This window comes from Marinobacter sp. H13 (assembly GCF_059072335.1).
In genome coordinates this window covers 742,760-754,928 of the sequence record NZ_JCACRU010000001.1, presented here as the reverse complement: position 1 = coordinate 754,928, position 12,169 = coordinate 742,760, and the positions used below count along the sequence as shown (strand labels likewise).

The window sequence follows — 12,169 nt, the reverse complement described above, 5'->3', positions numbered from 1 at the left end:
GCGACAGCAATCTACGATTGCTGGCTGGACCCGCTTGCGGGTGCTCGTAGCGTTTTTTGGGAGGGGAGCCCCACCACTCGCCAAACTCCAAACCCCAGACGAATAGGATCCGAGCTTTAGTACAACTCCGAATTCACGGGCACACCGCGAAGTGAGTTGGGATAGGCCTCCACAATATCGACATCAATAAAGTGCCCAACAACCTCCGGATTCTCATGCCGGAAATTCACAATCCGGTTGTTCTCGGTACGCCCCGCATACTCACCAGGGTCTTTCTTGGACAAGCCAGTCACCAGAATCCGCTGAGTAGAACCCACCATCTTGCGGCTGATGTCCATCACGTTCTGGTTCAGGCGATCCTGCAGGATGCTCAGCCGCTGTTTCTTGATGTCCATCGGCGTATCGTCCGGCCGATCTGATGCCGGCGTGCCGGGCCGTGCGCTGTAAACGAAGCTGAAGGACATGTCGAAGCCGATGTCGTTGATCAGCTTCATGGTGTCTTCAAAGTCCTTCTCGGTTTCGCCCGGGAAGCCGATGATGAAGTCCGACGAGAAACTGATATCCGGGCGGATCTTGCGCAAGCGGCGGAGCTTGGATTTGTACTCCAGCGCTGTATGGCCGCGCTTCATGGCCGCCAGGATGCGGTCGGAACCGCTCTGAACTGGCAGATGCAGATGGCTGACCAGCTCCGGAACGCGCTCATAGACATCAATGAGAGCATCAGAGAACTCCACCGGGTGTGACGTGGTGTACCGGATGCGATCAATGCCGTCGATGGTGGCGATCAGCTCAATCAGTTCCGCCAGGTCCATCGTGTCGCCGTCGTGGGTTTCGCCACGGTAGGCATTCACGTTCTGGCCCAACAGGTTAACCTCGCGAACACCCTGGCTGGCGAGGTGGGCCACTTCGGCGATCACATCGTCTGCCGGGCGGCTGACTTCTTCACCGCGGGTATAGGGCACCACGCAGAACGTGCAGTACTTGCTGCAGCCTTCCATGATTGAAACAAACGCGGAAGGGCCGTCTGCGCCGGGCTCGGGCAGGTTGTCGAATTTTTCGATTTCCGGGAAGCTGACGTCCACCACGCCAACACCGTTACCCTTGGCGCGCACTTCGGTAATCATGTCCGGCAGGCGATGCAGGGTCTGGGGGCCGAAGACCATGTCCACGTAGGGTGCGCGGTCAATGATCGCCTGGCCTTCCTGGGAAGCCACACAGCCACCCACGCCGATGATCATTTCCGGCTTTTTGCTTTTCAGCTTTTTCCAGCGGCCAAGCTGGTGGAACACCTTCTCCTGGGCTTTTTCCCGAATGGAGCAGGTGTTCAGCAGCAGGATGTCGGCGTCATCGGGTGAATCGGTCATTTCGACGGTTTCACCGGTTTTGAGCAGGTCTGCCATGCGGGCAGAGTCATACTCGTTCATCTGACAGCCGTGGGTTTTGATGTACAGCTTCTTGGCCATGGGTCTCACGTAATCTGATGGATGTTGCGCCGGGAACTGGTTTTTGAAACGGGGCGCCAGCAAAAAGGAACTGCGTATTATAACGGGGTGCTTAAACTTCAACCACCTTTGTCTCGGCTAGTTGCTAGTCCGCTTGTGGTATTATTTTTGGTTCTTTAAATCGACAATCAAGCCCGAACACGATCATGACCCCCGAACGCCTCGCCCGAATCAAACAAACCCTGAACACCCGGCAGCCGGACCTGAGCGTCCTAACCGACCAGGTCCACAAGCCCCGGAATCTGTCCGCCATCATCCGCTCCTGCGATGCGTTTGGCTTGGCGAACATGCACGTGGTCTGGCCAAAAGAAGGCTTCCGGGCATTTCGCAAAACCGCCGGTGGCAGCTACAACTGGGTAACAACCCACACCCACCGGAGCATGGACGAAGCGATCCAGAGTCTGAAAGGGCAGGGCCACAAGCTATACGCCGCACAGCTATCCGACCGGGCCATTGATTTCCGGGATGTGGATTACACCCTGCCGTGCACGATAATCCTGGGTAACGAAGTGGATGGCGTCAGCGTTGATGCCGCAGCTCAGGCTGACGAGCACATCGTTATCCCAATGATGGGGATGGTGGAGTCGCTGAACGTATCGTCTGCCTGTGCGATTGTCCTGTCCGAAGCCCAGAGGCAGCGGAAGCTGGCCGGCATGTTCGATCAGCGCCGGATGCCGGATGACGAGTACAACCGCCTTTTATTCTGTTGGTGTCAGCCCACCGTCAAACGCTACTGCGACGACCGTAATTTGCCATACCCGCCGATAGACCCGGAAACGGGTGAGTTGGTCGACGGTGTGGGCTGGATGCAGGAAGTAAGAAAGTTAAGGGCGAATCGCCCACGGTGGGATGACGAACCCAAAGTCACCGCAGATGAGCAATAAAAAGAAAATTACTCTTCTGTGAGATCGGTCCGGGGGTGGGAGGTCTTTTCTGTCGGGAAAAGATGTCTGAGCGAAGCGAGTTGCTTTTCCCAGAAGAAAAGGCCTCCCACCTCTGGATCAGCCCCCAAATCGAGCAGGCTACTTAGCAAAAGCTAGAGCCCATCACTCCTCGCGAGCCTCAAGATACCGCTGAAGCTGCTCCCGCAAAGCCTTGGGAAGCCGGGTAATCGTCAGGGCATCTTTGTCACGGTCATAGTAAACCGCCTGATTCACCAGGTCGGAGGAGAAGGACACGCTCATTCCGCCTCCGGAGCCTGCAATCCGTACCAGTTTTTTCACTTTCCGGTGGTCCGGGTGCAGCACGCCGCTTTCCGGCAGTTCGGCGGTTTTTGAGGCAAACTCCTTGAAGCGTTGCGGCTCACTCTCGTCCAGGTAGCCGGACAATGCCTCGATTTCGACCGGCTCGCCCAGGGCATGCTGCTCCTTACAGAACTCATAGGCCTTGTTGCGAACCTCCCCGGCTTTCTCAGGCTCGGAGGACTTGGCAAAAGCTTCCACCGCATCCAGGAAGGTCATGGTTTCCTTTTCCACATCCACCTGATTGGTAAACCCGCACAAACGGATAAACAGCTCTCCTGGCTCGCCGGTGCCGCGGCCGTGGACCAGTGTCAGGTAGTTTTCCGCCGGGTTGTTGCCGCGCCAGTCGTCCAGCTCGATGCGAACGGCCAGGTTCAGACGGGAGAGGCTCAGGACGTCGGTCGCATCCAGTGACTGGTTGCCATCGAACCGCATGGCGCTGTCGGTTTCCAGGATAAACAGGTAAACCACCTCGGCGTCCGCTAGGGCATCGTGGACGATCATCAGATGGCCATCGAACTCCTCCTGACTGTCGGTCAGGAGCTCCTGCCATTGTCCGAACAGGCGGTCGGTCATGGCGCTGAAGGTTTGCTTGTCTTCCAGGTAGTCGTTCAGCCAGGCGCTGAACGGGCACTCGCCCAGATCTTCGGAAAACCGGCCGTATTTCTTACCGGGCTTGCTGTTGAACAGCCGCTTCATCTGCTTGTGCAGGCCCTCGTAGTCGCCACCGGGCTCCCTCAGAGAGTCTCCGGCACTGAGATGGGCTGCCTGGTCCGGCTGGAAATGCGTAAAAAAGGCAGACCTCAGGTGTTTGATTGCCATGGTTAATTACCCTGTTGCCGTTGTCCTGACTGAAAGGCCTCCATGATGAGCGTTTCATCGGGATGGTAAAGCCAGTCAAATCCAATGGGTTGCGCAGTGAGTGATATGGGAGAGAAGGCCATAGTCCAAGGAGCGGCAGCTTATTATGAAAAACGCGGAAATCCAAATTTCCACCCATCCTGATGCATTATCGTTCAAAGCCGATTTTGACACGTGAGAATTCCGCAATATCGCCTTTTCAGCTCTGAAGCCGCCTTCGGGACCCGCACTTTGACTGCTCCATGTCTGTGCCTGTGCCTGAATAAGGGGCAGTTTTCAGGCTTGGCAGGGCTACCCCGCAGAGGTTGGGAAAGGGTCGGAAGCGCCAGAGTAAAGGCCTGAACAAGAATTGGCGCAATCCATGCTTATGGTTCAGGTCAGCGGGAAGAGTCGCGTTGTGTCGTGCGACACAATTCTCGTGGAATAAGTCACTCAAGCAAAAGCGCTTATTGGCCCGGAGATTTCTTCGGTTCAATAGGCGCTTTTTTTTTTGGCAAATGGCCAGTGAGGCGGCTCGGAATTTTTCTTCGGTCTCCTCTTGACCAGTCAGTTTAACAGAAACGGAGAACTGCGATGCAATGTGTAATGAAAAAGGCCGGATTGGCGATAGCGATTGCCCTGATGGGTGGCTCGGTGCAGGCCGCACAGACCGGGTTTCATGAAGCCCTGAGTAAGGGCGAGGTATACGGAGATCTTCGCTTGCGTTTCGAACAGGTGCAACAGGACAATGCACTCAGGGACGCGGAAAGCGTAACTTTGCGAACCCGCCTTGGCTATCGTACTGCGGATTACAATGGGTTATCCGGGCTTGTCGAGTTTGAGGACGTTCGGAACGTGGCTGGGCTTGACGACTACAACGACACGCTGGGGAAGAATCCAAATTACTCTGTTATTGCCGATCCCGAGACAACAGAGCTGGACCAGGCTTACCTTCAGTACAGGTTCGGAGATATAACCGGTCGGTTGGGGCGTCAGGTGATAACTTACGACAATCACCGGTTTATTGGCGACGTTGGCTGGCGCCAGGATCGCCAGACGTTTGATGCGGCCCGCCTGACTTACACCCCGTCAACCAACCTCGCAATCGACTACGCCTTCCTGAGTCAGCGCAACCGCATCTTTGCCGAGAGCCAGGACCTGCCATCCAAGGATCACATAGTCAACGTTGCCTACCAAACACCCCTCGGCAAGCTGACCGGCTATGCCTATCTGCTGGAAATTGATGAAGGCGTTGACAACTCGCTCGACACCGTCGGGCTTCGTTATGTTGGCGGGTATGACCTTGAGCCGCTGGGGATAATCTACGAAGCCGAATATGCGATCCAGGAGGCAGAATCGGGCGGTGCTGATTTTGATGCCGAGTATTACAAGCTGAATGCGGGCATTGATATCGCGGGCGTCATTGTTTCAGCGGGACTTGAAGTCCTTGGGTCGGATAATGGCAACTACGGCTTCTCTACACCACTGGCAACCCTGCACGGTCAGAACGGCTGGGCTGACCAGTTTCTGAACACCCCGCTGGTCGGGTTGGAAGACGCGTCGCTCAGCGTAAAGGCACCCGTGGCGGGCGGCGGCCTGACCCTTAAATATCATGACTTCAGGGCCAGTGACTCGCCTGGCGGTGCCAGTGACTTGGGTAGCGAGGTTGATGTGGTCTATCAGCGCAAGTTTGCGGAGAACTACTCAGCAGGTATTAAATACGCTCGCTACATGGCCGGAGATGCAGCAACCGGAAAAGTGGATACTGACAAGCTCTGGCTGACTCTGGCCGCCAAGTTCTGAGGCTGATATCCGAAAAAAAGCCCCGGCGGCGTCCACTGCCAGCGGGGGCCTTTCATCCGTCATTCGGCTCAGATTCGCTTGTTGCGCACCAGGTCTTGCACCAGTTTGCTGACCGCGCCTGCGATTTCTTCACTGTCGTCTGCGCAGATGGAAGCCGAGGCGATGTCCGAGCCGAGCTTTGCCGCAATCGCGATGACGCCGTGGGCGCTGATGACCTGTGCGAAGCGGCGGCGATCATCGACAGTGCCGGCGTTGTCTTCGCTGAGCACGATGGACGTTTTACCCTGATCAAACAGCGCCCGTTCCAGGGACAAGGCCAGGGCCGCTGCCTGCTTGCCATTGCACGCGATGATGGCAGGCTTCTGGGCCAGACGACGCCGGCGCTCGTCAGCGCTGACCGGGTCCAGCGATTCCACCGTTTCCGAGGTTCCTGCGATCATGCCCGCGCCGATGGTCACGTTGCTCAGCCGGTCGATAACGATAAAACTGCCGGTTGCGTGGTTGTTGGGATAAGGATCGAACGCAACGGGTTGGCTCAGGGTCAGTTCGCACAGGCCGATTTCGTTCAAGTTCAGTTCCGGAGGGTTTTCCCGTTTTTCCAGCGTGTTTACGTCTGTCTGATGCTGAATCTTTCTCACCGTGGCCGATGAGAAGGTGGGGCCCAGCTTGATGTCATAGAGGCGACCGGTTTCCAGCGGCGCGTCGGTCATCCAGACGATGTTGGCGAGGAAACGGTTGCCCACTTCAGGCTCATCTTCCGCTTTTACCAGCATGTCGCCACGGCTGACGTCGATTTCGTCGGTCAGCGTGAGGGTGATCGCCTGGTCGATATAGGCTTCTTCAAGGTTGCCGTCGAAGGTTACCACCTCTTTCACCGTGCTGGTGCGCCGGGAGGGCAGCGCCATGATTTTCTCGCCCGGGCGGATCACGCCGGAGGCGATGGTGCCGCAGAAGCCGCGAAAGTTCAGGTTCGGGCGGGTTACGTACTGAACCGGGAAGCGGAAATGCTCCAGGTTCTTGTCCCGACCGACTTCCACGGTTTCCAGGATTTCCATCAGCGGCTGGCCGGTGAACCAGGGGGTGTGCTCGCTCTTGTTCACCACGTTATCGCCTTCCAGGGCGGAAATCGGCACGAAGCGGATGTCCTTCAGGCCCAGTTTGGCGGCAAACGCCAGATAGTCGTCCCGGATCTCGTTGAAGCGCTCTTCGCTGAAATCCACCAGATCCATCTTGTTGATGGCGACCACAATGTGGCGGATGCCCAACAGCGAGGCAATGTAGGAATGCCGGCGGGTCTGGGTCAGCACACCGTGGCGGGCATCGATCATCAGGATCGCCACCTGCGCCGTGGACGCGCCGGTGGCCATGTTGCGGGTATACTGCTCGTGGCCCGGAGTGTCGGCGATGATGAACTTGCGCTTGTCGGTGGAGAAATACCGGTAGGCAACATCAATGGTGATGCCCTGTTCGCGCTCCGCCTGCAGGCCGTCTACCAGCAGGGCCAGGTCCAGCTTCTCGCCGGTGGTGCCCATCTTGGCACTGTCGGTTTTCAGGCTGGCCATGTGATCTTCATAGATCATCTTGGTGTCATGCAGCAGGCGACCAATCAGCGTGCTCTTGCCGTCGTCCACGCTGCCGCAGGTGAGCAGGCGCAGGAGTTCCTTGTTTTCGTGCTGTTTCAGGTAGGCCTGAATATCTTCCGCAATCAGATCAGACTGGTGTGACATCTTAGAAGTACCCTTCCCGCTTTTTCTGTTCCATGGAGCCGGCTGAATCATGGTCGATAACGCGACCCTGACGCTCGGAACTGGTGGCCAGCAGCATTTCCTGGATGATCTCCGGCAACGTGGTGGCTTCGGATTCAATGGCGCCGGTTAACGGGTAGCAGCCGAGGGTGCGGAAGCGGATGGATTTCATCATCGGCTTCTCGCCTTCTTTCAGCGGCATTCGGTCATCGTCCACCATGATCAGGGTGCCGTCGCGCTCAACCACCGGGCGCACCGCGGAGTAGTAAAGGGGAACGATCTCGATATTTTCCAGGTAGATGTACTGCCAGATATCCAGCTCGGTCCAGTTGGACAGCGGGAATACCCGAATGCTTTCGCCCTTGTTGATCTTGCCGTTGTAGATGTTCCAGAGTTCAGGACGTTGGTTCTTGGGGTCCCAGCGGTGGTATTCGTCGCGGAAGGAATAGACACGCTCCTTGGCACGGGATTTTTCTTCGTCCCGGCGGGCGCCGCCGAACGCCGCATCAAACTTGTACTTGTCCAGGGCTTGCTTGAGGGCCTGGGTTTTCATTACGTCGGTGTGCTTGGCACTGCCGTGAGTGAATGGGCCAATGCCCTGTCTGATGCCGTCCTCGTTCTTGTGAACGATCAGGTCCAGACCGTATTCCTTCACCTTGCGGTCCCGGAAGTTGATCATATCCCGGAATTTCCAGGTGGTGTCCACGTGCATGAGAGGGAAGGGCGGTTTACCCGGATAAAAGGCCTTGCGGGCCAGGTGCAGCATTACCGCGGAGTCCTTGCCGATGGAATACAGCATTACCGGATTGTCGAACTCGGCTGCCACTTCCCGGATGATGTGGATGCTTTCCGCTTCCAGCTGTTTCAGGTGCGTGAGGTTATATGTGGTCATGATAATCCGTTGCCGCCGTGCGGGCCGTGTTGGCTGTGCGAATGAATACGGCAACTATACCAGAGGGGGTAAGGGCATAAGAAGACGCCCAACTAGAAATTGGCGTTATAACAATATAGCAGTGGCAGGCTCTGACCGTGAGTGAGCAGACGGTGACGTTCAGGCCGGATTGCGGGAGTCGGCCAGCAACTTGGCAACGTAGCGATCGACGTAATCGAAGCCGTTACCTTCAAACTCAGCGAACTGGATGCCCAGCTGAAATTCGTCCCTTGCGATGCGTCGCATGTGAACGATGTTGCCGTCGGCAATAATGGAAACCGGTTGCGTTGCAACCACCGGCACGGAGAATCGGGTCTTCACGGCAATCCAGTGTCCTGGAGCCGGGGCCTTTTGCTCGGGAATGAGTTGTTTCACCGTTTCCTGATTACAGGAAATCATAACGCCCGTGCGGGAGAGATTGGATACCGAACAGGTCAGGCAGCAGCCGTCCGATTTCTCAATAGTAATGTCGGTGGCTACGTCCACTCGCTGTTGGTTGCGCAAATTCAATTTGGCGGCGACAGGTTTCATGTTGACTCTTCTGGCGTGTCTGGTTGCGAATGATGCTGCCTTTCCCATAAATCCCTTCCAGAAAAACACTTAAACGCATGATAAGCGAATGAAAGTGTAGTTGTTTACTTTGTGATCAGCAAGAAGCCTGCCGCCTATAGTGGCAGATTTGTTAAATCTTTCTGAACAAGACGTCACAAATTTTGACGTCCGTCAGTTTCCATCCGTTCCAATACTCGTCGGACTTTTGCTGCAGGCGGTCCCTGAGCTGGTGTAAAATATAGCCCTTCATTCATTTGTGGGCTCGCGCTGAGCTCCGGGAATTCCAAGCCTTCTATGACAGATAACACCCAGACCCCCGCCTCGTCCGGCAACGGCAAAGTCGGTTTCATCAGCCTCGGTTGTCCCAAGGCTCTCGTCGACTCCGAGCGCATTCTCACGCAGCTCAGGCTGGACGGCTACGACGTTGTCCCGTCCTATGGCGACGCCGACATTGTTGTGGTCAACACCTGCGGATTTATCGATGCCGCCAAACAGGAGTCGCTGGACGCGATCGGTGAGGCCATCAGCGAAAACGGCAAGGTAATTGTCACCGGTTGTATGGGTGTAGAGGCCGACAAGATTCGCGATACTCACCCTGGTGTTCTGGCGGTTTCCGGTCCTCATGCCTATGAAGAAGTGGTCGGTGCGGTTCACCAGTTCGTGCCCCAGAAAAAGCAACACGACCCGTTCACCGATCTGGTTCCGCCCCAGGGCATCAAACTGACCCCGAGGCATTATGCCTATCTGAAAATTTCCGAGGGCTGCAACCACCGCTGCACCTTCTGCATCATCCCCTCCATGCGCGGTGATCTGGTCAGCCGGCCCATCGGCGATGTGATGGACGAAGCCCAGCGCCTGGTGGATGCCGGTGTAAAAGAGCTGTTGGTCATCTCCCAGGATACCTCCGCCTACGGCGTCGACACCAAATACCGCACCGGTTTCTGGCAGGGGCGGCCGCTCAAGACCAAGATGCAGTCACTGTGCGAAGCGCTCGGCGAAATGGGCGTTTGGGTACGCCTGCACTACGTTTATCCCTATCCTCATGTCGACGACATCATTCCACTGATGGCCGAGGGAAAAATCCTGCCGTACCTGGACATCCCGTTCCAGCACGCCAGCCCGAAAGTACTCAAGGCCATGAAGCGCCCGGCCCACGACAGCAAAACCCTGGAGCGCATCCGCAAATGGCGGGAAATCTGCCCCGAGCTCACCATCCGCTCCACCTTCATCGTCGGCTTCCCCGGTGAAACCGAGGAAGACTTCCAGTACCTGCTGGACTGGCTTGACGAGGCTCAACTGGATCGTGTTGGCGCGTTCAAATACAGCCCGGTGGAGGGTGCCAAAGCCAACGAACTGGAAGGTGCGGTTCCCGAGGAAGTCAAAGAAGAGCGCCTGGCCCGTTTCATGGAAAAACAGGCAGAGATTTCAGCAGCCCGCCTACAGGCCAAAATCGGCCAGACGATTGATGTGCTGATTGACGAGGTCGACGAGGAAGGCGCCATTGGTCGCTCCAAGGCAGACGCGCCGGAGATTGACGGTATGGTTTACCTTAACGACGAGACCGACCTTGTTCCGGGTGAGATTGTTCAGGCGGTTGTTGAGCATGCCGATGAGCATGATCTTTGGGCTCGGCTTCTTTGATGGCTTCCGGCTTGGGCACCTAGCCTGCCGAATTTGGGGGTAGGCCTCGGCGGGGTGTGCCTCCCAAAAACCGCTACGAGCACATCCATGTGCGCTTGGCGTCGGCCATCCATGGCCGCCGACATTTTTGGGAGTCACACCCCGCCAAGGCCTCAGAATCTTCAGGGATAGGGAGCAATCGGGCCGGATAAACAAGGTCAGTAGGTCGGATCAGGTGAAGCCGTAATCCGACCTATCATTTTGTTTTGATGGCCTGTCTTCGCGAGGGCACGCCGCCAGCTCGAGTGCCGTGGTGGGTAGAGCCTCCCAAAAATCTGGAGCGCCAGGGATGGCGCGACGAAGCCCTACAGGGATGTATTCACGGGCGTTTTTTGGGAGGCTCTACCCACCATGGCAGTCCCCCCAAGCTAGCAGGCTAGGGCCGCAGTCAGAAACCACGACCCAAGCCAAAAGGGTCACCCCCCAAGCTTGCGAACAAGAATCTCATTAAACAGCTTGGGATTCCCCTGACCTTTGGAGGCCTTCATCAGAGGCCCCATGAAACCCCCAAGCATCTTCTTGCGCTTCTTCGGGTCTTCCTCGTTCTGATACTGCGCCACCTGATCCGGCATGCCCGCCAGAACCTCGTCTACCATGGCTTCCAGGGCGCCGGTGTCAGACACCTGCTTCAGCCCCTTGGCATCGATGATGGCGTCAACGCTGTCGTTCTCACCGGACCACAGCGCCTCGAACACCTTCTTTGCGCCGGCGGATGAAATCGTATTGTCGGCAATCCGTACCACCAGATCGCCCAGCTGAGCACCGCTGATGGGCGAATCGGCAACCGATTTCTCCTCTGCATTCAGGCGCGCAGAGAATTCGCCCTGGATCCAGTTGGCGACCAGCTTTGCGTCTTTGCCCTGGCTGGCCGCTTCTTCAAAGAACGTGGCCAGTTTTGAGTCGCCGCTGAGCAGGCTGGCGTCGTAGTCGTTCAGGCCGTAATGGTCCATAAAGCGGACTTTGCGGGCGTCCGGCAGTTCCGGGAGACTGTTGCGGGCTTCTTCAATGAAGGAATCATCGATTTCTACCGGCAGCAGGTCCGGGCAGGGGAAGTAGCGGTAGTCGTTGGCTTCTTCCTTGGTGCGCATGGAGCGGGATTCGTCACGGTCGCCGTTATACAGGCGGGTTTCCTGCACGATGCTGCCGCCGTCTTCCAGAACGTCCATTTGCCGCTCAACTTCGTGGGCAATGGCCTGCTCCATGAACCGGAACGAGTTCAGGTTCTTGGTTTCGGTACGTGTGCCCAGAGTGTCGGACCCCTTCGGTTTCAACGAAATATTCACGTCGAAACGCATGGAGCCTTGGGACATGTCGCCGTCGCAGATGCCCAGGGATGTCACGATGCTGTGCAGCTTCTTCGCGAAGGCGACGGCTTCTTCCGCGTTGTTCATATCCGGTTCGGTGACCACCTCAATGAGCGGTGTGCCGGCCCGGTTGAGATCCACGCCGGTCATGCCGTGGAAATCCTCATGCAGGGATTTGCCGGCATCCTCTTCCAGGTGGGCGTGGTGAATGCGAACGCGCTTGGTCTCACCGTTCGGCAGATCAATGTCCACGAAACCGGGGCCGACAATCGGGCGCTCCAGCTGGGTGGTCTGGTAGCCCTTGGGCAGGTCCGGGTAAAAGTAGTTCTTCCGCTCGAATACCGAACGGCGCTCGATCTGGGCGTTCACGGCCAGGCCAAACATCACCGCATAGCGGAACGCCTGCTCATTAGGCACCGGCAGAGTGCCGGGCATGGCCAGGTCAACCGCGTTGGCCTGGGTGTTGGGCTCGGCGCCGTAAGAGGTGCTGGAGCCGGAAAAAATCTTGGTCTTGGTGGCGAGCTGAACGTGAATTTCCAGCCCGATCACAATGTCCCACTGCATAGTTGCT

At 57.0% G+C, this 12,169-nt stretch carries 9 protein-coding genes; 3 read left to right on the top strand and 6 right to left on the bottom strand.

What is annotated here, in order from left to right:
- Positions 1–116: 116 nt before the first annotated feature.
- On the bottom strand, positions 117–1,463 hold the full coding sequence (gene miaB / locus AC5JQH_RS03525; RefSeq protein ID WP_273157288.1) for a tRNA (N6-isopentenyl adenosine(37)-C2)-methylthiotransferase MiaB: 1,347 nt from the start codon (positions 1,461–1,463) through the stop codon (positions 117–119).
- Positions 1,464–1,648: 185 nt separating this feature from the next.
- Here miaB and trmH point away from each other — a divergent pair, with 185 nt between their 5' ends.
- Positions 1,649–2,386 (top strand): tRNA (guanosine(18)-2'-O)-methyltransferase TrmH, encoded by a 738-nt coding sequence (trmH, locus tag AC5JQH_RS03520; RefSeq protein ID WP_104269919.1) that lies wholly within the window; start codon positions 1,649–1,651, stop codon positions 2,384–2,386.
- 162 nt (positions 2,387–2,548) lie between these two features.
- Here trmH and AC5JQH_RS03515 read toward each other — a convergent pair whose 3' ends face one another.
- Positions 2,549–3,565: a nucleoid-associated protein gene (locus AC5JQH_RS03515; RefSeq protein WP_273157287.1), complete on the bottom strand. Its 1,017-nt coding sequence runs from the start codon at positions 3,563–3,565 to the stop codon at positions 2,549–2,551.
- A 612-nt stretch (positions 3,566–4,177) separates the two neighbouring features.
- Here AC5JQH_RS03515 and AC5JQH_RS03510 point away from each other — a divergent pair.
- Positions 4,178–5,386, top strand: coding sequence for an alginate export family protein (locus tag AC5JQH_RS03510; protein WP_039881807.1), 1,209 nt, complete (start codon positions 4,178–4,180; stop codon positions 5,384–5,386).
- Between the two features lie 68 nt (positions 5,387–5,454).
- Here the strand turns inward: AC5JQH_RS03510 and cysN are convergent, their stop codons facing one another.
- From cysN to AC5JQH_RS03495, 3 genes are all read right to left on the bottom strand, one after another.
- Entirely contained in the window at positions 5,455–7,113 is a 1,659-nt protein-coding gene (gene cysN, locus AC5JQH_RS03505; RefSeq protein ID WP_008170122.1) for a sulfate adenylyltransferase subunit CysN, read from the bottom strand.
- A gap of 1 nt (position 7,114) precedes the next feature.
- Complete coding sequence (gene cysD / locus AC5JQH_RS03500) at positions 7,115–8,023, bottom strand: sulfate adenylyltransferase subunit CysD (protein WP_008170124.1); 909 nt, start codon at positions 8,021–8,023, stop codon at positions 7,115–7,117.
- 159 nt (positions 8,024–8,182) lie between these two features.
- Positions 8,183–8,593 (bottom strand): PilZ domain-containing protein, encoded by a 411-nt coding sequence (locus AC5JQH_RS03495; RefSeq protein ID WP_008170127.1) that lies wholly within the window; start codon positions 8,591–8,593, stop codon positions 8,183–8,185.
- Positions 8,594–8,908: 315 nt separating this feature from the next.
- On the opposite strand from AC5JQH_RS03495, the gene rimO reads away from it, so the two are divergent.
- Positions 8,909–10,255: a 30S ribosomal protein S12 methylthiotransferase RimO gene (gene rimO / locus AC5JQH_RS03490; protein ID WP_493791406.1), complete on the top strand. Its 1,347-nt coding sequence runs from the start codon at positions 8,909–8,911 to the stop codon at positions 10,253–10,255.
- Between the two features lie 455 nt (positions 10,256–10,710).
- Here rimO and gatB read toward each other — a convergent pair whose 3' ends face one another.
- Positions 10,711–12,162, bottom strand: a complete 1,452-nt coding sequence (gatB, locus tag AC5JQH_RS03485) for an Asp-tRNA(Asn)/Glu-tRNA(Gln) amidotransferase subunit GatB (RefSeq protein ID WP_008170130.1) — start codon at positions 12,160–12,162, stop codon at positions 10,711–10,713.
- Positions 12,163–12,169 lie beyond the last annotated feature (7 nt).

Excerpts from the sequence above, each read along its gene's own strand:
- cysN (WP_008170122.1), bottom strand. The coding sequence starts at position 7,113 with ATGTCACACCAGTCTGATCTGATTGCGGAAGATATTCAGGCCTACCTG.
- cysD (WP_008170124.1), bottom strand. The coding sequence starts at position 8,023 with ATGACCACATATAACCTCACGCACCTGAAACAGCTGGAAGCGGAAAGC.
- AC5JQH_RS03495 (WP_008170127.1), bottom strand. The coding sequence starts at position 8,593 with ATGAAACCTGTCGCCGCCAAATTGAATTTGCGCAACCAACAGCGAGTG.
- miaB (WP_273157288.1), bottom strand. The coding sequence starts at position 1,463 with ATGGCCAAGAAGCTGTACATCAAAACCCACGGCTGTCAGATGAACGAG.
- gatB (WP_008170130.1), bottom strand. The coding sequence starts at position 12,162 with ATGCAGTGGGACATTGTGATCGGGCTGGAAATTCACGTTCAGCTCGCC.
- AC5JQH_RS03515 (WP_273157287.1), bottom strand. The coding sequence starts at position 3,565 with ATGGCAATCAAACACCTGAGGTCTGCCTTTTTTACGCATTTCCAGCCG.
- trmH (WP_104269919.1), top strand. The coding sequence starts at position 1,649 with ATGACCCCCGAACGCCTCGCCCGAATCAAACAAACCCTGAACACCCGG.
- rimO (WP_493791406.1), top strand. The coding sequence starts at position 8,909 with ATGACAGATAACACCCAGACCCCCGCCTCGTCCGGCAACGGCAAAGTC.
- AC5JQH_RS03510 (WP_039881807.1), top strand. The coding sequence starts at position 4,178 with ATGCAATGTGTAATGAAAAAGGCCGGATTGGCGATAGCGATTGCCCTG.